The organism is Pantoea sp. B623 (genome assembly GCF_024814475.1).
In the GTDB taxonomy this organism is placed as follows: domain Bacteria; phylum Pseudomonadota; class Gammaproteobacteria; order Enterobacterales; family Enterobacteriaceae; genus Pantoea; species Pantoea ananatis.
The window spans coordinates 2396383-2417808 of the sequence record NZ_JANUXM010000004.1 but is presented as its reverse complement, the minus strand read 5'-3'; the positions used below and the strand labels follow the sequence as shown (position 1 = coordinate 2417808).

General features: G+C 53.1%; 21 protein-coding genes. 12 read left to right on the top strand and 9 right to left on the bottom strand.

All coding sequences use genetic code 11. The features are described 5' to 3' along the window. Window positions 1-2: 2 nt before the first annotated feature. From NXS97_RS12995 to NXS97_RS12985, 3 genes are read right to left on the bottom strand one after another with little or no spacing between them, the layout of a single operon-like run. Window positions 3-1385 carry a glycoside hydrolase family 1 protein gene (locus NXS97_RS12995; protein WP_116220152.1) on the bottom strand — a complete coding sequence of 461 codons (1383 nt, stop codon included), beginning with the start codon at window positions 1383-1385 and terminating at the stop codon, window positions 3-5. A gap of 12 nt (window positions 1386-1397) precedes the next feature. Next, entirely contained in the window at window positions 1398-2735 is a 1338-nt protein-coding gene (locus tag NXS97_RS12990; protein ID WP_013023971.1) for a PTS cellobiose transporter subunit IIC, read from the bottom strand. A 12-nt stretch (window positions 2736-2747) separates the two neighbouring features. Beyond that, on the bottom strand, window positions 2748-3062 hold the full coding sequence (locus NXS97_RS12985) for a PTS sugar transporter subunit IIB (RefSeq protein WP_013023972.1): 315 nt from the start codon (window positions 3060-3062) through the stop codon (window positions 2748-2750). A gap of 290 nt (window positions 3063-3352) precedes the next feature. On the opposite strand from NXS97_RS12985, the gene NXS97_RS12980 reads away from it, so the two are divergent. Then, window positions 3353-4309: a LacI family DNA-binding transcriptional regulator gene (locus NXS97_RS12980; protein ID WP_014594951.1), complete on the top strand. Its 957-nt coding sequence runs from the start codon at window positions 3353-3355 to the stop codon at window positions 4307-4309. A gap of 6 nt (window positions 4310-4315) precedes the next feature. On the opposite strand, the gene NXS97_RS12975 is transcribed toward NXS97_RS12980, so the two are convergent. The 4 genes from NXS97_RS12975 to NXS97_RS12960 all read right to left on the bottom strand — a co-directional run bounded on the left by NXS97_RS12975 (window position 4316) and on the right by NXS97_RS12960 (window position 7719). After that, window positions 4316-5449 carry an ROK family transcriptional regulator gene (locus NXS97_RS12975; protein WP_013023974.1) on the bottom strand — a complete coding sequence of 378 codons (1134 nt, stop codon included), beginning with the start codon at window positions 5447-5449 and terminating at the stop codon, window positions 4316-4318. Between the two features lie 215 nt (window positions 5450-5664). Continuing rightward, window positions 5665-6405, bottom strand: coding sequence for a DNA replication protein DnaC (gene dnaC, locus NXS97_RS12970; protein ID WP_013023975.1), 741 nt, complete (start codon window positions 6403-6405; stop codon window positions 5665-5667). After that, the gene (gene dnaT, locus NXS97_RS12965; protein ID WP_019104663.1) at window positions 6405-6941 is read right to left on the bottom strand and encodes a primosomal protein DnaT; all 537 of its coding nucleotides are present in this window, start codon (window positions 6939-6941) and stop codon (window positions 6405-6407) included. Before dnaT ends, dnaC begins: the two co-directional genes overlap by 1 nt. A gap of 172 nt (window positions 6942-7113) precedes the next feature. Further along, the gene (locus NXS97_RS12960; protein WP_014594952.1) at window positions 7114-7719 is read right to left on the bottom strand and encodes a hypothetical protein; all 606 of its coding nucleotides are present in this window, start codon (window positions 7717-7719) and stop codon (window positions 7114-7116) included. Window positions 7720-7929: 210 nt separating this feature from the next. On the opposite strand from NXS97_RS12960, the gene NXS97_RS12955 reads away from it, so the two are divergent. From NXS97_RS12955 to NXS97_RS12910, 10 genes are all read left to right on the top strand, one after another. Beyond that, a complete protein-coding gene (locus NXS97_RS12955; RefSeq protein WP_024472034.1) occupies window positions 7930-8490 on the top strand; it encodes a DNA-3-methyladenine glycosylase I in 561 nt (186 codons plus the stop codon). A 115-nt stretch (window positions 8491-8605) separates the two neighbouring features. Next, on the top strand, window positions 8606-9268 hold the full coding sequence (locus NXS97_RS12950; protein ID WP_041930942.1) for an OmpA family lipoprotein: 663 nt from the start codon (window positions 8606-8608) through the stop codon (window positions 9266-9268). Between the two features lie 160 nt (window positions 9269-9428). Then, window positions 9429-10412, top strand: a complete 984-nt coding sequence (locus NXS97_RS12945; RefSeq protein ID WP_014594955.1) for a LacI family DNA-binding transcriptional regulator — start codon at window positions 9429-9431, stop codon at window positions 10410-10412. 68 nt (window positions 10413-10480) lie between these two features. Further along, window positions 10481-11506 carry a LacI family DNA-binding transcriptional regulator gene (locus tag NXS97_RS12940; RefSeq protein WP_013023981.1) on the top strand — a complete coding sequence of 342 codons (1026 nt, stop codon included), beginning with the start codon at window positions 10481-10483 and terminating at the stop codon, window positions 11504-11506. 137 nt (window positions 11507-11643) lie between these two features. Then, window positions 11644-12393, top strand: coding sequence for a sugar phosphate isomerase/epimerase (locus NXS97_RS12935; protein ID WP_014332930.1), 750 nt, complete (start codon window positions 11644-11646; stop codon window positions 12391-12393). A gap of 9 nt (window positions 12394-12402) precedes the next feature. Next, on the top strand, window positions 12403-13356 hold the full coding sequence (locus NXS97_RS12930; RefSeq protein ID WP_013023983.1) for a sugar kinase: 954 nt from the start codon (window positions 12403-12405) through the stop codon (window positions 13354-13356). 33 nt (window positions 13357-13389) lie between these two features. Next, complete coding sequence (locus NXS97_RS12925; protein ID WP_013023984.1) at window positions 13390-14670, top strand: MFS transporter; 1281 nt, start codon at window positions 13390-13392, stop codon at window positions 14668-14670. A 71-nt stretch (window positions 14671-14741) separates the two neighbouring features. Then, window positions 14742-15716: a glyoxylate/hydroxypyruvate reductase GhrB gene (gene ghrB / locus NXS97_RS12920; RefSeq protein WP_014594957.1), complete on the top strand. Its 975-nt coding sequence runs from the start codon at window positions 14742-14744 to the stop codon at window positions 15714-15716. Between the two features lie 81 nt (window positions 15717-15797). Then, window positions 15798-17048, top strand: a complete 1251-nt coding sequence (locus NXS97_RS12915; RefSeq protein ID WP_105083353.1) for a valine--pyruvate transaminase — start codon at window positions 15798-15800, stop codon at window positions 17046-17048. 167 nt (window positions 17049-17215) lie between these two features. Next, window positions 17216-18127 (top strand): O-acetylserine/cysteine exporter, encoded by a 912-nt coding sequence (locus tag NXS97_RS12910; RefSeq protein ID WP_013023987.1) that lies wholly within the window; start codon window positions 17216-17218, stop codon window positions 18125-18127. A gap of 57 nt (window positions 18128-18184) precedes the next feature. Here NXS97_RS12910 and NXS97_RS12905 read toward each other — a convergent pair whose 3' ends face one another. Beyond that, the gene (locus NXS97_RS12905) at window positions 18185-19123 is read right to left on the bottom strand and encodes an amidohydrolase (protein ID WP_116220151.1); all 939 of its coding nucleotides are present in this window, start codon (window positions 19121-19123) and stop codon (window positions 18185-18187) included. A 531-nt stretch (window positions 19124-19654) separates the two neighbouring features. Here NXS97_RS12905 and NXS97_RS12900 point away from each other — a divergent pair. Continuing rightward, window positions 19655-20569, top strand: a complete 915-nt coding sequence (locus tag NXS97_RS12900; RefSeq protein WP_014604702.1) for an Rpn family recombination-promoting nuclease/putative transposase — start codon at window positions 19655-19657, stop codon at window positions 20567-20569. A 186-nt stretch (window positions 20570-20755) separates the two neighbouring features. Here NXS97_RS12900 and ibpA read toward each other — a convergent pair whose 3' ends face one another. After that, window positions 20756-21172, bottom strand: coding sequence for a small heat shock chaperone IbpA (gene ibpA, locus NXS97_RS12895; RefSeq protein WP_014332924.1), 417 nt, complete (start codon window positions 21170-21172; stop codon window positions 20756-20758). Window positions 21173-21426 lie beyond the last annotated feature (254 nt).

The window sequence follows — 21426 nt, the reverse complement described above, 5'->3', positions numbered from 1 at the left end:
TCTCAATTAAAACCGTTGTTTTCGGCAACCTCAGCAAACCATTTGCCACTCTTTTTAATCGTACGTTTTTGCGTGGCTAAATCTAACTGCACAAAACCGTAACGATTTTTATAACCGTTTAGCCATGACCAGTTATCAATAAATGTCCACATATGATAACCCAGGCAATGACAGCCTTCGCGAATCCCTTTATGCAGCCATTTAAGATGTTCGGAAACAAATTCGATACGATAATCATCCAGAATTTCACCGTTCTGAATAAATCGCTGTTCATTCTCAACGCCCATACCATTTTCAGAAATAAAACAGCGCGGGTTTCCATAATTAACCCGCAGGTTAGTCAGAATATCGTAAATACCGGGCGCGTAAATTTCCCATCCACGATACGGATTCATCTGACGGCCTGGCATTTCATAGTGGTCGAATAACCACTCCGGCATAAAGGGCGCTTCAGCATTGACGGCGCTGTCCCGACACTTCACCCGGCGCGGCTGATAATAGTTCACGCCCAGAAGGTCGATAATGCCGTCGGTAATCAACGCAGCGTCGCCAGGCTGGCAGCGCGGAAGCTGGTGGTACTGACTCAGTAAGCTCAGCAGATCCACGGGATATTCTCCCTTCAGAACCGGATCCAGAAAGCTGCGGTTAAACAACAGGTCAGCATGATGTGCGGCTTGCACATCGGCCGGATTCGCCGATCGTGAATAGGACGGCGTGAGGTTCAGCACCACACCAATGTCACCGTCGTAGCCGCCGTTACGCCAGGCGCGTACTGCCAGCGCGTGTGCCAGGACTGTGTGCAAGGCCACGTTAGCCGCTCGTCTGAAGTCCACAACGTTGGGATAATGAAAATCGTACAGATAGCCACCTTCAACCGGCACAATCGGTTCATTGAAGGTAAACCAGTGTTTCACCTTATGGCCGAACAGCGCGAAACAGCGCTGGGCATAGCGGCCAAACGCCTCCACAACCTCACGGTTCTCCCAGCCGCCTTTGTCCTGCATAGCCAGAGGCATATCAAAATGAAACAGGGTGATAAACGGTGTAATGCCCTGCGCCAGTAATGCATCGATGACCTTGTTATAAAAAGTCACGGCGTCAGGATTCACGGCGTCAGTGCCGTCTGGCATCAGGCGCGCCCAGCTCAGCGACGTGCGAAAGCTGTTGTGCCCTAACTGCTTTAGTAATGCGATATCGTGCTGCCAGTGCTGATAAAAGCCCGAGGTGTCTTGTGGGCCAATGCCTTGATGGAAACGGTGAGGCTGTTGTGCAAACCAGCGATCCCAGGTGGTAGGGCTTTTACCGCCATTCAGGCTGTCCCCTTCGGCTTGTAACGCCGAGCTGGCGCTGCCCCACCAGAAATTTTCAGGAAAACGGTAGTTCATTTTATGGGCTCCTTAAGCCTGTGGATGACCGGGCACGGGTTGGCCTGCAGGGGGCGCATCCTTGATTTTTTTCTCTTCTGCTTTAATCAGGCTGCGTTCATAGGCACGCAGGAAGGGTAAGTACATCAGCGCCGACATCAGCATACAAATCAGGCACATCACCAGCGGGCTTAGCGCCCAGTTAGCGGCCCAGGAGGCACCGATCGGGGCGGGCGTGGTCCATGGCGTAAGCGAAACCACCTGGGCGATCCAGCCGAGTTTCGTGGCGGTATAAGCCAGCACGGCATTAATCATTGGAACGCAGACGAAGGGGATAAACAGCAGCGGGTTCATGATGACCGGCGCACCAAACAGGATGGGCTCATTGATATTAAAAAAGCTGGGCACCACGCCCATTTTGCCAATGGTGCGTAAATGTAGCACTCGGCTACGCAGCAGTAAGAAGGCCAGCGGTAAGGTGGAGCCCACTCCGCCAATCAGCAGGTAGTGATCCCAGAACCCCTGTAGATAGACATGCGGCAGCGCGGCTCCCGCCGCCAGGGCGGCCTGGTTAGCAGAGAGGTTAGCCATCCAGAAGGGATTCATAATGCCGGTGACGATCAGTGCACCATGAATACCGGCAAACCAGAAAATCTGACACAGCAGGACGGAAAGCAAAATGGCGGGCAAAGAGTCCGAAGCCGAAACCAGCGGCTCCAGCAAATGCATGATCGCCTGTGGCATAATCATGCCGGTTTGCGCTTCGATAAACAGGTTGAGCGGATGTAACGTTGCGATAATCACCAGTACCGGGATCAGAATCTCGAAGGAGCGTGCCACGCCGGTAGGCACTTCTTTCGGCAGGCGGATCGTGACATTATTTTGTTTTAGCCAGGCATAAACCCGGGTGGCGTAAATGGCGGTAATCAAGGCAGTAAAAATTCCCTGACCGGAAAGATACTGGGTAGAGATCTTTTCATCCGCATAAGGCGCGGCCACCAGTAAAAACGCCATAAATGCCAGCAAACCCGACATGATGGGGTCCAGATTAAACTGGCGGCCCAGGCTGGCACCAATCCCGACCGAGATAAAAAAGGTCATAACGCCCATGCTGAGATTAAACGGCAGCATCAGCTGTTGGCGATAAGTGATGGAAAAGTCCAGCCAGGCACGGGCAACGCTGTTGGTGGTGTCCGCTGAAAACGGCGGGAAGATAAATACCAACATAAACGATCCAATAATCATAAACGGTAGCGCCGCCGTAAAGCCGTCACGAATCGCTATCACATACTTTTGCTGACCTAACTTTCCGGCGAGTGGCGTAATGGACTGTTCAATTACCGTCACCATCGACTGATATAACGAACTCATAATGACACCTTTCTAGTGTGCCGCTTCAATAAGCGACAGAGCGTAATCCAGCACCTTGTCACCGCGTTGCATGCCGTAGTCCGTCATATTGATGGCCTGGACAGGAATGCCGTGGGTGGCAGCTTTTTCTGAGAGCGTGGTTAACATGTACTTCACTTGCGGACCGAGCAGAACGACCTGATAGTTTGGAAACTGCGCATCAAATTCGGAAACGCCCCAGGCATCGATCTGCACACTCAGCCCGCGCTGGTTCGCAACGTCGACCATCTTGCGGACTAAAAGACTCGTGGACATTCCTGCTGAACAACACAACATAATCCTGATCATGAGTAACCCTCCTTTGCGTATAAAACGTGTTACAGACGTGATTTGATATGATACGGAAACCGGTTTCCATTTGATGCAAACGGAAGTGTGACAGGCATCATGATCCCCGTTAAATAAACATTTTTCTTACGATTCAGATCACGTAATTTCAAGTTATTGTCGATAATTGAGAAGAAATGGAAAATCGGTTTCCATGAAAAAACGAAAAAGCTATACTGCCGGTGATGATTATTTGAGCCGCAGGATTAGGGCGTTTTTCAGGGATTCAGCGGGGTTTTCAGGGGAAAAGAATGTCTACTATCAACGATGTATCGCGTCTCGCGGGTGTGTCAAAAGCCACGGTGTCGCGCGTGTTGAGTGGGTCACGCGGTGTAAAAGAAGCCAGCCGCGTTGCGGTATTAAAAGCGGTGGATGAACTCAGTTATCGTCCAAACGTGATCGCTCAGTCATTACTCAGTCAAACCACCGGCTGTATTGGCGTAATTTGCGCACAGGACAACATTAACCAGACCACCGGTTACCTCTATGCGCTGGAAAAACACCTCAGCCAGCACCAAAAACACCTCTTGCTCCGTTTCGCGAACAGCAGGATGGAAGTGATGACCTGTCTTGATGAGCTGACCTGTGGGTTGTGTGACGATGTATTGATTATCGGCGCGCGCTTCCCGCTGAACCTGAATCAAAAAAACGTTATCCTGGTGGATTGTCTGGAAGCCGGGGACGACGTTAACAGCATTCAGTTCGATCACGCCTTTGCCGCCGAAACCGCCTGCAACTACCTGATAAGCCAAAATCGCCGACAGATTGCTCTGATTCATCCTGACAGAATGGGATTTTCCGATCGGGTTCTGTTGGGTTATAAACACGCGCTGGAAAAAAACTTTCTGCCGTTTAACCGCAACCTTGTGTTTATGGACGCCACATCCTCCTCGGTAGCACTCCAGGAGTTGCTGAATAACGCGTCCACGCTGAATTTCAGCGCATTGCTGGTGGCGGATGAACAACAGGCGCAGAAAGTCATTCCCCAGTTGCAGGCGTTCAACAAAAAGGTTCCCGACGACATTATGGTCTTCAGTCTGGCGGGCTCGTTGAACTTGCCCGGCATTCCGACTATTCCGGCGATTGAGTACTCGATGGACGCGATGGCAGCGCGCATCGTTAAGGCACTGACTGAACAGACGCGTAGCGTACTGGACTCCTATGTCATGCGGGGTGACCTGATTATCCCTGACTTTCGCCAGCGCTGAGCGCCCTTAGTCCGTTCGCTGCTCTTGTTGTTCAATAATCGCCAGCGCCAGTCCCGTTGCCGGTGCAAGGTGCGACGTCAGAAAATGTACCTGAGTGTGAGCGGCAATGAATGCCAGCTTGTTGGCCTGGGTTTGATTAAGTACGGCCTGACAAAATGTTGGGCTGACGCTCCAGGGGCAATCAATGATGATGTTGGCCGGATTGAGCAACAGCATGATCTGGCTGAGCGCGATACCCAGATAGTTTCCCGCCAGTTGCATCACTTCGTTTACCACGTTAGGCGCGCTGTCGCGGTTGTGCCAGGTCAGCCCCGGCTGACGCTGGGCCAGCTGTTGATTAATGGCAGGTTTACTGATCATGGCTTCCAGACAACCCTGACGGTTGCAGCTACAGCGAGGCCCGTTCGGCTGGACAGTGAGGTGGCCGGCTTCGCCCGCCGTCCAGCTGTTGCCGGTAAAAACGACACCGTGCTGTACCAGTGCGCCGCCAATTCCTTCGGCAATTCGTAAATAAAAATGCCCGCTTTCGGCGGGCAAGTTGAGTTGTTGCACAGACAGCAGCGCAGCGGCTTTAACGTTATTCATAATGCGAATCGGTAATCTGATCTGTTTACGCAGGTTGCTCGCCAGATCAACGTCCTGCCAGCCCAGATGGGTAGATAAATGCATCCAGCCCCGTCTGGGATCGACGACGCCAGGAAAGCCCAGCCCGATGCCCAGCAGGCCCGGCCAGGATTCGGTGAGTTTTTCACATAAGGCGGTCACCTCCGCTAACAGTGGCCCCGGTCGGCTGGTATCTGTCCGCAGGGTTTGTTCCGCCAGGGGTTGAGAGAAATAATCGCAAACCTGCCAGTGGATCAGGTTCTTTTCCACCATTATGCCGGCGCTGACCAGCTTTTCCGGACGCAGGGTAATCTGGATTTTAGGGCGACCTGCCGCAGAGACACTGGCTTTTCCCAGCTCCTGCACGAGATCCTGTTCCAGCAGATCATCAATAATCTGCGACACGGTATTTTTACTGATTGCCAGGATGTGCGCGAGGTCCTGCCGCGACGTGATACGGCGCTGGCGCAGTTGCGCCATGACCCGCTTTTGATTATTCAGCCGCATTAATGCAGGCCCTTTGCCAGTCACTTTCATGGCGGATTACCCCAGGTGTGGAAATCGGCAGCAGATTTGCCACCAACGATGAAGTCTTATTAGTTTGATGTCTAATCAAAACTTAGCATCGTGCAGATAAGCCTGCCAAACGGCGACGGCCTCAGGGCGAGAGAATTAAGTCAGAAATGGGTGCCAGGCCACAGGATTGTATAACGGTAAGGTAAAGAGCTGGCCCGCGTTCGCGGGCAGCCAAATCAGTATTCATCACCGCGAACGCGGCTACGGTAGCTTTCCCAGTCAAAGCGAACCCACAGGCTATTGCCCAGCCGCATGCGATCCATAACGCGTTCACCCAGCAGCGCATTCATCCCGGCGTGATCGAGGTTAGACAGCATGCCCGTCGGGCGTTTCGAGGAGGAACGGCGGTCCACAATCTGGTTAATAATCACTTTCTCGTAGCGCGATTCACTCTGCATACCGATCTCATCGATCACCAGCAAATCAACGCTGCTGAGATCCTGAATCAGCCGTTCTTCCGTAATATTGCTGCTGCCGCTGAAGGTGCCCTTCATGCTCGACATCAGATCTGCCACCGTAACGATTAGCACGCTCTTGCCACGTAAAATCAGATCGTTACCAATGGCGGCTGCCAGGTGGTTTTTGCCAGTGCCTGGACGGCCAGAAAAAACAAAGCTGGCAATACTGCCATCAAATTCGGCCGCATACTGGCGAGCCAGTTCCAGCGCTTTGCGTTGGCCTTCGTTTTCAACCCGATAGTTATCGAACGAGCAGTTGATGTGTAGCTCGCGAATGCCGGAACGGCCCATGATGCGCTGCATTTTCATCGCACGATTTTCGCGCACGATAGATTCTGATCGCAGACGGCCCTGTTCCTGATTCCAGGCCAGTAATTCTTCACCGTTTGTGAACTTGGGTCGGGTACCCGCGGGCATCATTCGTTTCAGACGGTTAAACAGATCGTTCGGCGTTTTCATTATTCACCCCGGAAACCATCAGGAATTGTGCTGTCAGGATTTGGCAACTGTGTAATGTCACGTCTGGGTTGTCCGCCATTGGCCGCCCGATTCATTTGCAGGCTGCGTGCCAGCTTCTGCTGCCACTGCACGTGATGAAACAAACGCCCTTCCGCCTGCCAGTAGGCCACAAAGGCAGCCAGTTCAGCTGGCGTCACCGGTTCGCTTAGCGCAACGCCCCAGATGGCCGCCTGTCGCGTAAAGTCAGCGTCCGGCTGCCAGCCATCATACATGGCGAATTTACCCACCGGCGTATGCAGCGTAGCAGAAACATCGTCATACAGGCTGTCGTCCAGCGCCACATCACTGGGTTGCTGGGCGGCGGCCTCAAGTGCCAGTAGCCGCGCGAGGCGCGCTGGCGTAATGGCATACAGTACGGGCGTATAATTTTCCAGCACCGCCAGCGTGCCGTCTTCAGCCTGCTGCAAGGCGCTGAGCGGATCCTGACGGAAAGCCTCAAGACCAATAAGCGTTGACGTTAAGATTTTGACTGACATGAAAAGACCTGCGGTTAACTTACACCGAACACCGGATAAAATTTCCAGTGCAGAAGCGGATATTGTACCTTTTTTAACGCGCGGGATCGCTGAAAAAGCGTTGAGGTTTTCCACCCAACCGGATGCGTTTACACAATGGCTGGGCGGACGTGGCGTAAGCTGTCTTACGCTTTTAGCGACGGGTTTGCCACAGATAGCGGAGCCCGGCCAGCCAGCACAGGCTGTAGCCCAGTAATTCCACGCCTTCTTCGGCCATGTTTTTTACGCCACGATTGTAGTGATCGGGCATCAGGTGAGCCCACAGCGTGTTCATCCCAAACAGTCGGGAAAAAACCAGCACGATCATCAATCCGGCAGCCATAACGGGCCAGCGGTTGTGCCTGAGGAGATCGGCCAGCGCGCTCAGGGTCTGCTTTGGGGTACGCATGGCCACCGCTAAACTGCCCAGCGCGATCGCCAGCGCAAACCACACCCAGCTACCATGACGGATGAGATCGAAGAAAAAATCCAGTTCACGAATAAGCATGCAACTGTAAAAACCGGCAATTAGGGTTAATCCACCGCGTTGTGCAGGCCGATGACGGGCGGCAATAAAAAACAGTGCGGCAAGACTGAATAACAACAGTTCCTGCGCGGTTTCAGTAAAAGACGCTTCGTGCAGCGCATTATTCATCCAGACCACATCGATATAGATGGGGCCGATCATGAAGGTGATAAACAGAGAAGCAAAAAGAAATACGGTGAGCTCACGCCCAATAAGGATGACATTGTTACGCATGGAGTTACCTGAAAATGACTATCGTTATCATTGTATTTACATTCGTTATCGCTGCCTTCGCTTTTTATGCGTGATCGGTTCAGCTAAATGCATGACTGCAGCGGATAACCGAAGCGGCCTCGCAATTTACTGTGACTCGGGTTCAAATGTTGGAGGATTCCCTCTACTATCGAGGCAATAAACATGGCCTGGCATAAAAGGAAAAACACGATGCAACGATGTGGCTGGGTAACGCAAGATCCTGTCTATCTGGCGTATCACGACGACGAGTGGGGCAGACCACAGAGGGATAAGCAGGCGCTGTTTGAAATGCTCTGTCTGGAAGGCCAGCAGGCTGGGTTATCCTGGATTACCGTACTGAAAAAACGCCAAAATTACCGCGCCGCGTTTCACCAGTTTGAACCGCAAACCATTGCGCAGATGGACGAACAGGATATCGCCCAACTGATGCAAAACAGCGGCATTATTCGTCATCCCGGAAAAATTGCGGCCATTATTGCTAATGCCCGGGCGATGCTGGCAATGGAAGCAAAAGGGGAGGATTTTGCCCACTTTGTATGGCAGTTCGTTGATAATCAGCCTGTCGTCAATCATGTTGCCGATTACAAACAAAGCCCCACCACCTCTGCGCAGGCTATCGCGCTTTCAAAAGCGCTAAAGACCCGTGGTTTTAAATTCATCGGCCCGACAATTTGTTATTCATTTATGCAGGCCTGCGGCCTGATAAACGATCATCAAACCAACTGCTTTTGTCATCCTGACAACATTTAACGTCGATCCTTTACAAAATAAGACATTGTCTCAGGATTTTCCTCACTTTTGCGCGGCATAATCAATGCCAACCGGGGACAAGGTGCCTCGTTGTGATGAATCTAAGGGACAAATAATGCAGAAAAAGTTAATTGCTCTCACCCTGCTGTTGAGCGGTAGTTTGGTGGTATCAGGTTGTACAACTAATCCTTATACCGGTGAGTCTCAGGCGGGAAAATCCGGTGTAGGCGCAGGTTTGGGCGCATTAGTGGGTGCTGGCGTTGGCGTGCTTTCCTCTTCGAAGAAAGATCGGGGCAAAGGTGCGTTAATCGGTGCAGCAAGCGGCGCGGCGTTAGGCGGCGGCGTGGGCTATTACATGGATGTTCAGGAAGCGAAGCTGCGTGACAAAATGAAGGGAACCGGCGTTAGCGTTACGCGTCAGGGCGATAACATCGTGCTGAATATGCCGAACAATGTGACCTTTGATTCCAGTAGCAGCAGCCTGAAACCGGCGGGCGCTAATACGCTGACCGGCGTCGCTATGGTGCTAAAAGAGTATCCTAAAACCGCCGTGAATGTCGTGGGACACACGGACAGCACCGGCTCGCGTGCTTTAAATATGCGTCTGTCGCAGCAGCGTGCAGAGAGTGTGGCCAGTGCGCTGATCGTTCAGGGTGTAGCCAGCGACCGCTTGCATACCCGGGGGGCAGGTCCAGACAGTCCAGTTGCAACCAACAGCACTGAAGCCGGTAAGGCGCAGAACCGCCGCGTTGAAATCACGCTCAGTCCGTTAAATTGATCATCTCGCCCCCGTTGTCGGGGGCAAAGTCAGACTCGCTGTCCTTTTTTCGACGGCTTTTGGTAATAAAATGGGTAAGGTTTCCAGTTGGGAACCTGCGCACGGTGCCTGTCAACGCTTTATGCCAGAATGGTTCAAATTGAACAATGGATAACGCATCATGTCACTCAAAGCCATTGCGTCAGTACTGGGTCTCTCCGTTACCACAGTGAGCCGGGCACTCAACGGCTATGATGATGTGGCAAAGCAAACGCGGCAGCGCGTGGAAGAAGAAGCGCAGCGGCGCGGCTACCGTCCCAACGTTGCAGCGCGACGGTTGAAAACCGGCCGTGCCAATGCGGTTGGCCTGGTTTATCCAATGACCACACCCGCTTTCAACGATACGCACTTTAACAAGATATTACTGGCGCTCGATCAGCGTCTTTCCAAACACGATATCGATCTCGTGTTGTTAACAGATAAACCGCATGACGGGCAGCGTTCACTGATTCGCATGCTGCGCAGCCGGGCAGTGGATGCCATTGTTGTTACGCACACGTCACCTCATGACGCGCGCCTGCTCAGCCTGCAGCAGAAAGGCGTGAGTTTTCTTACGCTGGGACGCAGTGATTCAGAGCAGAATCATGCCTGGTTCGACGTTGATAACGCCGCAGGTTCGGCACTGGCGGTAAAACACTGCCTGGCGCTGGGTATGCAACGCATCGCCTGGCTCGGAGGCAATACAACCTGCACCTTTGTGCGCGATCGTCGCCAGGGCTACCTCAACGCAATGGATTCCGTGCCGCCCTATGCCACGGCGGTGGTTGCGCCGTCGCGCCGGGCGGGCTATCAACAAACCACAGACTGGCTGGCACAGGGGCTGCAACCTCAGGCCATTATCACCGATTGCAGCGCCCTGGCGGAAGGCGCGCTCGTGGCCTTACAGCAGGCGGGCCGCCTGGAGGGTGATACTGCTGTTGCCTTAGTGGCATGGGATGGGCTACCGGTCGACGCCATTATCGAACATCCGGTTATCGCCATTCGGCAGGCCAGCGAGCAGCAGAGAGGCGAGCAGGTTGCGATGATGGTGATGCGGCTGCTGGAAGGAGCACCGCTGGCGGAGTTACAAGTACTGTGGCAACCCTGGCTGCAATTTCCCCAGTAACGCGAACGTTTTTGCCATGTTGTATGGCTGTGGTAGTCTCGCGGGATGCTTAATTTGCGGAATACTTTATGAAAATCAGGCCGCCTCGCGCCACTATCAGCGATGTTGCTCATGCGGCAAAAACCGGTAAAACCAGCGTCTCGCGCTATTTAAACGGCGAGCAACATCTGCTTTCTGCCGATTTAAAAATGCGCATCGAGCAGGCGATTAGCGATCTTAACTATCGGCCAAGCCAGATGGCACGTGGCCTGAAACGGGGGCGTACCCGACTCATTGGCCTGATCATCGCCGATATCACCAATCCCTATTCTGTAGACGTCATGTGTGGCATTGAAGCGGCCTGCCGTGAATGTGGCTTTACGTTACTGATGTGTAATACCAATAACGAAGTCGATCTGGAGCAACATTACCTGCAATTGCTGAGCAGCTATCAGGTTGAGGGCATTGTCGTTAACGCCGTTGGCATGCATGAAGCGGTACTGAGCCGACTACAACAGTCTTTACTGCCCATGGTGCTGATCGACCGAAAAATCCCTGATTTCCCCTGTGATGTGGTCGGGTTGAATAATGCCGAAGCGGCAGAAACGGCCACCGCCCATCTTATTGACAACGGTTATGAGTCGCTGCTGTTTCTCAGCGAACCCTTAGGCAGCGTGAATACGCGCCGGGAGCGACTGCAGGCGTTTCGGCAACGTCTTGCTGCACATCCCGCAATCGCCCATGAGAATGCGGAAGTCGCGCTGCACCAGCCCGGGATAATGGATAAGATTCTGCGCGACTTTCATCAGCGGCACGCGGGAAAACGCTGTGCGGTAATGGTAGCCAATGGCGCGCTGACCTTGCAGGTGGCTCATTCTCTGCAGCGTCTTGCCCTACGCTGGGGTAGAGATATTGGCCTGTTAGGGTTTGACGAGCTCGAATGGGCTGCGTTGGCTGGCGTCGGTATTACCACCTTAAAGCAGCCCACCTGGCAAATCGGTTATCGCGCGCTCGAACGTCTTATATCCCGTATTGAGGGGCACGACCATCCACCTTGTGAACAGGTTTTTTCAGGCGAACTCATCGTGCGCGGTTCCAGCCAACGCCTCGGCTGATTTTCAGACTCTTCCCTTCGATTACGTGCTCGCTTCGTGAGCACGATCATACTTCCGCATTTTGCTACTTTGCTTTGGAACCGGTTCCATTTAACGTTTTTATAACGTTAATGCAGATTTTCACATCAGGAGTCGTAATGAAGCCCGAAATCATCGTCGTGGCCGCCGCGTATGGTCATCAACAGATTGCTGAGCTGGGCGGGCAGGCCGCGCTATTGCCCCTTATCCAGCAGGCGGGCGCCGACGGTGTGGAAATCCGCCGTGAACTGTTTGATGAGACCACGTTAGCCCATTTACCCGCGCTGGCGCAGGCAGCGCAGGTGCACCAGCTGCGCATCAGTTATTCGGTACCCGACACCTTGTTCTGTGAGGACGGCAAACTTAACCCCTTACTGGACGGTTACTTTTCCGAAGCACGTCAGTTGAATGCACAGCGGCTGAAAGTGGCGCTGGGTAACTTTACGGGCGCGCTGTACAGCGAAAAGCTACGTGGCTTGATGACAGAATATGGCGTGCCCCTGACTGTGGAAAACGATCAAACCCGCTTCGGCAAACAGCAACCGATGGTAGGGTTCTTTAAGGCCGCCGGTGAGGCGGCGCTGCCGATTACCATGACATTTGACATGGGTAACTGGTGCTGGACAGGTGAAGACCCGATCCAGGCGGCTGGTCTGCTGGCTGAGCATGTGGGTTACGTGCATGTCAAAGCGGCGGTGCCGCAGGGGACAAGCTACCGCGCCATCGCGCTGGATGATGCCGGCCCTGGCTGGCAAAGCCTGTTACACCGGTTGCCAGCAGCAGTGCCTCGCGGCATTGAGTTTCCGCTGGAAGGCGACGATTTGATTGCGGTGACGCGCCATTATGTGACGCTGCTGCGTAACGTCTGAGGAGTACATATGACTACCCATCCAAACGGCACGCTTGATGTAATCACCATCGGTGAGGCCATGGCCATGTTTGTCGCCCGTGAAACGGGCGATTTGGCCGCAGTAGACACCTTTGTGAAGCGCGCCGCTGGCGCAGAGCTGAACGTCGCTATTGGTCTGGCGCGACTGGGGCTGAAAGTGGGCTGGGTGAGCCGCGTGGGGCAGGACGCCTTTGGTCGCTTCATCTGTCAGGTGCTGGATAAGGAAAATATCGATCATCGTCAGGTGACCGTTGACCCGCGCTATCCAACCGGCTTCCAGCTGAAATCCAAAGTCGACGACGGTTCAGATCCGCTGGTGGAGTACTTTCGTAAGGGCTCCGCCGCCAGTCATCTGTCGCCAACAGATTTTGATCACGACTATTTTGGCGCTGCACGTCATCTGCACCTCAGCGGGGTTGCAGCAGCGATTTCAGACAGCTCACTTGAGCTGACAAAGCATGCTGCTAAAGAGATGCGGGCGCGAGGCAAAACGCTTTCGTTTGACCCCAATCTGCGCCCGGTACTGTGGCGCAGCGAAGGCGAAATGCGCAAGCAGCTCAATCTGTTAGCAGAATACGCAGACTGGGTACTGCCTGGCGAAAAAGAGGGCTATATCTTAACTGGCTATCGCCAGCCGCAGGATATCGCTGACTTTTATCTTGATAAGGGCGTAAAAGCGGTGATCATTAAAACCGGCTGTGAGGGTGCCTGGTACAAGACGGCCAGCGGTGAACAGGGCCAGGTGGAGGCGATGAGAGTGGATAACGTCGTCGATACTGTAGGGGCAGGGGATGGCTTTGCCGTGGGTGTGATTAGTGCGTTGCTGGAAGGGAAGCCACTGGTGCAGGCGATCCGCCGGGGTAACAAAATAGGTTCACTGGCGATTCAGGTTATTGGCGACAGCGAAGGGTTGCCGACGCGTCAGCAGTTAGGCGATGCATAGCCCAGCCCTCAAACACAGACAGAGGAGTTCCCGATGAAAACGCAGACGATCGCGCCAAAACGCTGGTGGTTCATCATGCCCATCGTGTTTATTACATACAGCCTTGCCTACCTTGACCGTGCCAATTTTAGTTTTGCCTCAGCAGCGGGCATTAACGACGATTTGGGCATCACGAAAGGCATGTCGTCATTACTGGGCGCCTTGTTCTTTCTGGGATATTTCTTTTTTCAGATACCCGGCGCGATTTATGCCGAACGCCGCAGCGTAAAAAAACTGATCTTCTGGTGCCTGATTCTGTGGGGCGGCTGCGCCTCACTGACCGGCGTAGTCAGTAATATTCCCATGCTGGCGGCCATTCGCTTTATCCTCGGCGTGGTTGAAGCGGCCGTAATGCCTGCGATGCTGATTTATATCAGTAACTGGTTTACTAAATCTGAACGCTCGCGGGCTAATACCTTTCTGATCCTGGGCAATCCGGTCACGGTATTGTGGATGTCAGTGGTCTCCGGTTATCTGATTGAGGCCTTTGGCTGGCGGGAAATGTTTATTTTTGAAGGCATTCCTGCGGTTATCTGGGCCGTAGCCTGGTGGTTTATGGTGCAGGACAAACCCTCACAGGCACGCTGGATGAGTGAGGTCGAAAAAGCCGCGCTGCAGGCCGAGTTGCAAAAAGAGCAGGAAAGTATCAAGGCCGTGCGTAACTATGGGGAAGCCTTCCGTAACCGCAATGTGATCATTCTTTGTATGCAATATTTTGCCTGGAGCATTGGCGTTTACGGTTTCGTGCTGTGGCTACCTTCAATTTTGCGTAACGGTACGCAAATGGGCATGGTGGAGGCGGGCTGGTTATCGGCAGTGCCTTATCTGGCGGCGACCATTGCAATGGTGCTGGTGTCCTGGGCGTCAGACAAAACCCAAAACCGTAAGTTATTCGTCTGGCCTTTATTGCTGATTGGGGCGCTGGCCTTCCTCGGCTCCTACCTGGTAGGATCGGGCAATTTCTGGCTATCCTATACGTTGTTAGTGATCGCCGGGGCTGCGATGTACGCGCCATATGGCCCCTTCTTTGCCATTATCCCGGAAATGTTGCCACGTAATGTTTCAGGTGGCGCAATGGCCCTGATTAACAGTATGGGTGCGCTGGGTTCCTTTATCGGCTCATGGATTGTGGGTTATCTGAATGGCGCGACCGGGAGTCCTTCTGCCTCCTATATCTTTATGGGAGGGGCGTTACTGCTGTCAGTGGTACTGACGCTTATCGTCAAACCTGCACAAAATAAGGCGCCGTCGCTTCATGGGGCGAAACCGGCCTGAAAGCGTAAGCGTTAGCCTCTTCTCCGGGCGACCTTAGCGTTGCCCGTCATCTATTTACAGGAAGCTATCTGATGAAACCCGCCGTCATTCTATACAAAAAATTGCCTGACGATCTGCGTGCGCGTCTTGCTGAACATGCCACGGTGACTGAAATGAAGGATCTGTCGCCAGAAAGCCAGCAGCAGCATGAAAAAGCGCTGCAGGAGGCAGAAGGATTACTGGGCTCGGGCGGCAAAGTTAATCGCGATCTGTTGGCAAAAATGCCCATACTGCGGGCCTGCTCAAGCGTGTCTGTGGGCTATGACAACTTTGATGTGGATGCGTTAAATCAACGAGGCGTGGTGCTGATGCACACGCCGACGGTGCTGACTGAAACGGTCGCCGACACCATCATGGCGCTGGTGCTCAGCAGCGCGCGCCGCATTCCGGAGCTGGATGCCTGGGTCAAGGCTGGCAACTGGCAAAAAAGCATCGGACCGGCGCATTTTGGTATTGATGTACACCACAAAACGTTGGGCATTCTGGGGATGGGCCGCATAGGCATGGCGCTGGCCCAGCGGGCGCATTTCGGTTTTGGCATGAAAATTATTTATCAGGCTCGCCGCCAGCACGCGCAGGCCGAGTCACAGTTCGCCGCAGAACGGTGTGAACTGGAAACGCTATTGAAACAGAGCGACTTTGTATGCATCAGCCTGCCGCTGACTGAAGAGACTTACCATTTGATCGGCGCGGAACAGCTGAAACTGATGAAATCCAGTGCGGTACTGATCAATGCCGGCCGTGGGCCAGTGGTGGATGAAAACGCCCTGATTGCCGCCCTGCAGGAGGGCACTATTCACGCCGCCGGGCTGGATGTCTTCGAAAAAGAGCCTTTACCCACTGACTCGCCGCTGCTGTCGTTACCGAATGTCGTGACGCTGCCGCACATTGGTTCAGCGACCCACGAAACCCGATACGGAATGATGCAGGATGCGGTTGAAAACCTGATTGCAGCCCTTAACGGCAATGTAGAGAAAAACTGCGTTAATCCGCATGTCCTGACGTAATCCCCACGGCTTTCCATTGCGCCCGCCGGGAGCGGGCGTTATGGTGGTTCTCCCATTATTCATTACAAATTTTTAACCGCTATGGCCTTTTCTCAGTTCGGCGACAAATTTACTCAGCATTCCGGCATCTCACGTCTGATGGAAGACATGGGTGCAGGCTTACGCACGCCAGGCACTATCATGCTTGGCGGTGGCAATCCCGCGCAGATTCCGGAGATGAACGACTATTTTCAGCAGTTGCTGCAGCATATGCACGATGAAGGCAAACTGAGTGAGGCCTTGTGTAATTACGATGGCCCTCGCGGCAAGGCGGTGCTGTTGGATGCGCTGGCGACGATGTTGCGAGAGCAACTGGGCTGGTCTATCACTGCACAGAATATTGCCCTGACCAACGGCAGCCAGAGCGCGTTTTTCTATCTGTTTAACCTGTTTGCAGGGCGCCGCAGTGACGGCAGCAAAAAACGCGTGCTGTTCCCTCTGGCGCCCGAATATCTGGGCTATGCCGATGCGGGTCTGGATGACGCTCTGTTTATTTCGGCCAAGCCGAATATTGAGTTACTGCCGGAAGGGCAGTTTAAGTACCACGTCGATTTTGAACATTTGCCCATGAATGATGACGTCGGCCTGATTTGTGTATCACGCCCGACGAATCCAACCGGTAACGTGATTACCGATGACGAACTGCTGAAGCTGGATGTGCTGGCGCAGCAGCATGAGGTTCCGCTGCTGATCGACAATGCCTATGGCGTCCCCTTTCCGGGCATTATTTTCAGCGATGTCCGGCCTTTGTGGAACCCCAATATCATTCTCTGCATGAGCCTGTCCAAACTCGGCCTGCCTGGCGCGCGCTGCGGAATTATCATCGCTGATGAAAGTACCATCACGGCGATTAGTAACATGAACGGCATTATCAGCCTGGCACCGGGCAGTATTGGGCCCGCTATCGCCTGTGAAATGATCCAGCGTGGCGATCTGTTGCGGCTGTCTGAAGGGGTGATCAAACCCTTCTACCAGCGCAAGGTCATGGAGACGATTAACATTATTCGTCGTTATTTGCCCGCAGAACGTTGTCTGATACATAAACCCGAAGGGGCGATTTTCCTGTGGTTATGGTTCCGCGATTTGCCGATCAGCACGGAGCTGCTGTATCAACGGCTTAAGGCGCGAGGCGTACTGATGGTGCCCGGGCACTTTTTCTTCCCGGGGCTGGAACATGACTGGCCGCACACGCATCAGTGCATGCGTATGAACTACGTGCCGGATGCGGAAAATATTGAACGAGCCGTACAGATTCTTGCAGAGGAAGTGGAGCACGCCTGGCGGGACAGTTAGAGCTGCTCCCGGTCTGAACACGGACAGCCCTATGTGAGGTTACCTGGTTATACGCCACGCTGCCTCAACCTGATATTGAGGGGCTGCCGAGACCTGTTTTTGCATTATCGATAGATGCGATTGAGCTCAGCGCTATTGTGGCCTGAGACGGGCAAAAGGAGTGTGCTGTGTCGGGAAAAGATATGCTGTTGGCCCTGTGCGTGGTGGTTGCCTGGGGCGTGAACTTTGTGGTGATCAAACTGGGCCTGCAGAATATGCCGCCCTTCCTGCTGGCCGGGCTGCGTTTCGCCCTGGTCGCCTTTCCTGCCATTTTGCTGGTGCGTCGTCCTGCCGTGCCACTGCGCTGGATTTTACTCTACGGGATGACCATCAGCTTTGGACAGTTTGCGTTTCTGTTTTTGGCGATCAAGCTGGGCATGCCCGCAGGTCTGGCCTCGCTGGTGCTACAGGCCCAGGCGTTCTTTACGTTGCTACTCGGCGCGCTGTTCCTGGCAGAGAAACTCCGCTGGAACCATATCGCGGGCATTATTATCGCCACGCTGGGCATTTTTTTGTTGGCGACCTCAGGAATGGTGGGCCAGAGTGCGGCTGGTATTACGCTCACCACGATGATGCTTATGCTGGCAGCGGCATTCTCCTGGGGGCTGGGGAACATCACGAATAAGATCATTACGCGTCACTATCCGGTGCCGGTGATGTCGCTGGTGGTCTGGAGCGCACTGGTCCCGGTTATCCCCTTTATTGGCTGTTCGCTGCTGTTCGACGGTAAAGCCGCGATAGTCAGTAGCCTGGCGCAGATTAACCTGCAGACGGTACTGGCGCTCGTTTATCTGGCCTTTATCGCGACTATTTTGGGCTATGGCATCTGGAGTACGCTGCTTAGCCGTTATGAAACCTGGCGCGTGGCACCGCTTTCTCTGCTGGTTCCGGTTGTTGGAATCGTCAGTGCAGCCTTGTTGTTGAACGAAACGCTGTCACTCCAGCAGGTTGTCGGCGCTGCGGTCATTATTGTCGGCCTGCTGGTGAATATGTTTGGTGGCATGATCAGGCAGCGGTGGTTTATGCGCCCGCAGATCTAAAGTATCAGGCTGAGGTTGCAGGCCTCTGACGAGCATACAACCTCATTTTCTGATTGTTTATCCGTGGGCGTGATGATCAAAGCCATAGAGCTCTGATGGATTATCGAGCAAAATCAACAACCTGTCCGCAGACGAAGGTGCCCAGTGCGCCAGTAAATCGAGCATAGCGGCATCATCGGGCTTATCATTTTCTGCTTTTGTCGGATGGGGCCAGTCACTTCCCCATAACAGGCGGTCTGGCCGGCGCCTTACCAGTTCCGCAGCGACCTGGCCGACATCCTCATAACCCGGTGGTCCGATGCGCGACTTGATATAGGGTCCAGACAGTTTTATCCAGGTATTACCCGCGTCAAGAAGACGGGTTAATGTCTGGAAACACGGCGCTTTTGTTCCCTCGGGTTGCGGAACATGTCCCATGTGATCGATAACCAGCTTTGTCGGCAATGCTCTCAGGCGCGATGCCAGCTCAGCCAGTTTTTCACCGGGCGCAACAACCTGAATATGCCATCCCAGTGGTGCGATTCGAGAAGCAAGAGGCTCCAGACTGTCCAGAGAGGTTCCCCCTCTGCTCAAATTAAAACGGATACCACGCACGCCCTGCCGGTCCATTTCTTGTAGCTCTGCATCACTCACCGAATCGTCGACAACGGCCACGCCCCTTGCCTGTCCACCACTCTGCCTGAGACCGTCAATTAAAAGCCGGTTATCTGTGCCGTAGGTCGAAGGTGTGACAATGACCATGCGGCGAAGTCCCAGCCGGGTTTGTAACTGGTGGTAGTCGGCAAGAGAGGCATTGGCGGGCCGTAAGCTGGCACCGGGCGCAGCAGGGTATTTATCGTTATAAAGGTGCATATGGCAGTCCACGCTGCCTTCGGGAACGTCCAATACAGGTTGTTTTTCTCCTGAGCTAAAAGGTGTGCTGCTGAGGGCGTTAAAAACCGTTAGCGCACTCAGCGCACCGCCGGCCTGTAATATAAAGCGTCGGGTTATAGCCATTAAGAGACTCCTTACATGTTGGAAAGAGTATTTAATGTATCGTCGTGTAACGTTATATTCTAATCTGTCGTTACGGTTAAGTTTATCGCTAAGCGTTTTTGGTCAGCATGATTTATAAAAATAAATTTAATCCTGTGTGAGTGTATAGGTGATGAAATGTTATAGAAAAATTTTTAAGGAAAATAAGTGATGAGAATGGCCAGGGTTGAAGGGGATGTTATTGCATGCATGTTTTTACGTGATGCATATAAAACGATTGGTTATCACACATGAGTGGTCATTATTTTCATTGGTAGGGCGTTTAAATATAGAAGTCGGCGCGGCATTATATTTATTAATGACGGGTCAGCAGGCATTAATATGGAACGCACTCCTCAGAAAAAATAATTAGCCTGGACAGCCCTCCGGGGAGATGAAAGTATCAATCCACCAAGGCAATGAAAGACCAAAAAAATTGCACGATTTCCTCAGCCTCAAACGTTACTTCCGGGCCGGGGAGCTGTGCTTATTATCATTCACAGGCCGGATGTGATGAAAAAAAACACTACGCCAACACCGCACGATGCGACTTTCCGGCAATTTTTAACCCAGCCCGAAATTGCCCGCGATTTTATGGATATTCATCTCCCTGAAGAGCTGCGCGCTGTTTGTGATCTCAATACGTTAAAGCTGGAGTCAGGTTCTTTTGTCGAAGCGGATCTTCGTCAATATTTTAGCGATGTGCTTTACAGCCTGAAAACCGCAGGCGGTGAGGGTTATGTTCATGTGTTGATCGAGCATCAGTCTTCACCCGATAAACATATGGCGTTCAGGCTCCTGCGCTACGCGGTAGCGGCAATGCAGCGCCATCTCGAAGCTGGCCATAAAGCCTTGCCGCTGGTGATACCCGTACTGTTTTATATGGGGAGACGCAGGCCATATCCTTATTCCACCTGTTGGCTGGATGAATTTACCCATCCCGCGCTGGCCGGTAAATTGTACAGCACCCGCTTTCCGCTGGTTGATGTCACGGTAATATCGGATGACGAAATAGCGGGCCATCGCAGTATGGCTGCGCTGACGCTGTTACAAAAGCATATCCATCAGCGCGATCTCGCCGATCTGATGGACAGGCTTGTTCCTGTGCTGCTGTCAGGTTATCTTTCATCATCACAGGTCGTATCATTGGTACATTATATCATGCAGGCGGGGGAAACCCCGGCCGTCGAGGCTTTCATTCAGGAACTCGCCCTGCGGGTGCCGCAACATGGAGACGCGCTCATGACCATTGCACAGCAGCTTGAACAAAAAGGTATTCAGAAAGGCCTTGAGCAAGGTATTCAGAGAGGCCGCGATGAGGGGAAACGTGAAGTCGCGCGAACCATGCTACAGAATGGTCTCGATCTTTACACCATAATGAAAATGACAGGCCTGAGCGAGGAAGAACTGGCGCAGATTCAACACTGATTTCTGTGCAGTTGGTCGTTCAGGGCGGTTGTATTCCTGCCTTATTTAGCGCGTTCTCCTTTTTTCAGTCAGTTTCCCTGACCGCGGCGCTTCTCAGTGACGCGTTATCGCCATCGTATCCATAAAAAACGGCCACAGCACGTAGGCTGTGGCCGTTTTCAAAATGACGTAGCCATTACGGCCGCTTTATTTCAGAATTTCAATCCGGCGAGGTTTCGCTTCTTCAGGCACCAGGCGCTCGAGATCGATGCTTAACAGACCATTTTCCAGACGCGCATCGCGTACGACGATATGGTCAGCCAGCTGGAACTTGCGCTCGAAATTACGCTCGGCGATGCCCTGGTAGAGATACTTACGTTCAGTCTGCTCTTCTGGGTGGGCACCGCGCACGATCAGCACGTTGTCGTGGGCAGTAATATCAAGTTCACTCTGGGCAAAGCCGGCCACCGCAATGGTAATGCGATAATGGTTTTCATCAACCAGTTCGACATTATAAGGAGGATAACCGCCATTGCTCTGATTTTGATTGGACTCAAGCAGGTTGAACAGGCGATCAAAACCGATAGCAGAGCGATAAAGTGGAGACAGATCAAAGTTACGCATAAAAATACTCCTGAATGTCAGCAAGTTTTGGCAACCTTCCACCATTGGACAGGTTGTGTCGTACCGCATTGCCCCTTACGGCGGCAACCTTAACGGCCTGCTATAAAAATGGGTGCGGACAACATCCTTTCAAGGGCCTGTGCGTAATTTTTTCGCCAAATCGGTGAAATGACATACACTCAGGGGTAGATTGCCGGACCAGAACGGACTTCACTATCAGGTGGGAAGGTACGCTGGCGAGCAAACTCAGCCAG

What these genes read in the sequence shown, in the direction of transcription:
- NXS97_RS12995 (WP_116220152.1), bottom strand. Translation starts at nt 1,385, where the DNA reads ATGAACTACCGTTTTCCTGAAAATTTCTGGTGGGGCAGCGCCAGCTCG.
- NXS97_RS12990 (WP_013023971.1), bottom strand. Translation starts at nt 2,735, where the DNA reads ATGAGTTCGTTATATCAGTCGATGGTGACGGTAATTGAACAGTCCATT.
- NXS97_RS12985 (WP_013023972.1), bottom strand. Translation starts at nt 3,062, where the DNA reads ATGATCAGGATTATGTTGTGTTGTTCAGCAGGAATGTCCACGAGTCTT.
- NXS97_RS12980 (WP_014594951.1), top strand. Translation starts at nt 3,353, where the DNA reads ATGTCTACTATCAACGATGTATCGCGTCTCGCGGGTGTGTCAAAAGCC.
- NXS97_RS12975 (WP_013023974.1), bottom strand. Translation starts at nt 5,449, where the DNA reads ATGAAAGTGACTGGCAAAGGGCCTGCATTAATGCGGCTGAATAATCAA.
- dnaC (WP_013023975.1), bottom strand. Translation starts at nt 6,405, where the DNA reads ATGAAAACGCCGAACGATCTGTTTAACCGTCTGAAACGAATGATGCCC.
- dnaT (WP_019104663.1), bottom strand. Translation starts at nt 6,941, where the DNA reads ATGTCAGTCAAAATCTTAACGTCAACGCTTATTGGTCTTGAGGCTTTC.
- NXS97_RS12960 (WP_014594952.1), bottom strand. Translation starts at nt 7,719, where the DNA reads ATGCGTAACAATGTCATCCTTATTGGGCGTGAGCTCACCGTATTTCTT.
- NXS97_RS12955 (WP_024472034.1), top strand. Translation starts at nt 7,930, where the DNA reads ATGCAACGATGTGGCTGGGTAACGCAAGATCCTGTCTATCTGGCGTAT.
- NXS97_RS12950 (WP_041930942.1), top strand. Translation starts at nt 8,606, where the DNA reads ATGCAGAAAAAGTTAATTGCTCTCACCCTGCTGTTGAGCGGTAGTTTG.
- NXS97_RS12945 (WP_014594955.1), top strand. Translation starts at nt 9,429, where the DNA reads ATGTCACTCAAAGCCATTGCGTCAGTACTGGGTCTCTCCGTTACCACA.
- NXS97_RS12940 (WP_013023981.1), top strand. Translation starts at nt 10,481, where the DNA reads ATGAAAATCAGGCCGCCTCGCGCCACTATCAGCGATGTTGCTCATGCG.
- NXS97_RS12935 (WP_014332930.1), top strand. Translation starts at nt 11,644, where the DNA reads ATGAAGCCCGAAATCATCGTCGTGGCCGCCGCGTATGGTCATCAACAG.
- NXS97_RS12930 (WP_013023983.1), top strand. Translation starts at nt 12,403, where the DNA reads ATGACTACCCATCCAAACGGCACGCTTGATGTAATCACCATCGGTGAG.
- NXS97_RS12925 (WP_013023984.1), top strand. Translation starts at nt 13,390, where the DNA reads ATGAAAACGCAGACGATCGCGCCAAAACGCTGGTGGTTCATCATGCCC.
- ghrB (WP_014594957.1), top strand. Translation starts at nt 14,742, where the DNA reads ATGAAACCCGCCGTCATTCTATACAAAAAATTGCCTGACGATCTGCGT.
- NXS97_RS12915 (WP_105083353.1), top strand. Translation starts at nt 15,798, where the DNA reads ATGGCCTTTTCTCAGTTCGGCGACAAATTTACTCAGCATTCCGGCATC.
- NXS97_RS12905 (WP_116220151.1), bottom strand. Translation starts at nt 19,123, where the DNA reads ATGGCTATAACCCGACGCTTTATATTACAGGCCGGCGGTGCGCTGAGT.
- NXS97_RS12900 (WP_014604702.1), top strand. Translation starts at nt 19,655, where the DNA reads ATGAAAAAAAACACTACGCCAACACCGCACGATGCGACTTTCCGGCAA.
- ibpA (WP_014332924.1), bottom strand. Translation starts at nt 21,172, where the DNA reads ATGCGTAACTTTGATCTGTCTCCACTTTATCGCTCTGCTATCGGTTTT.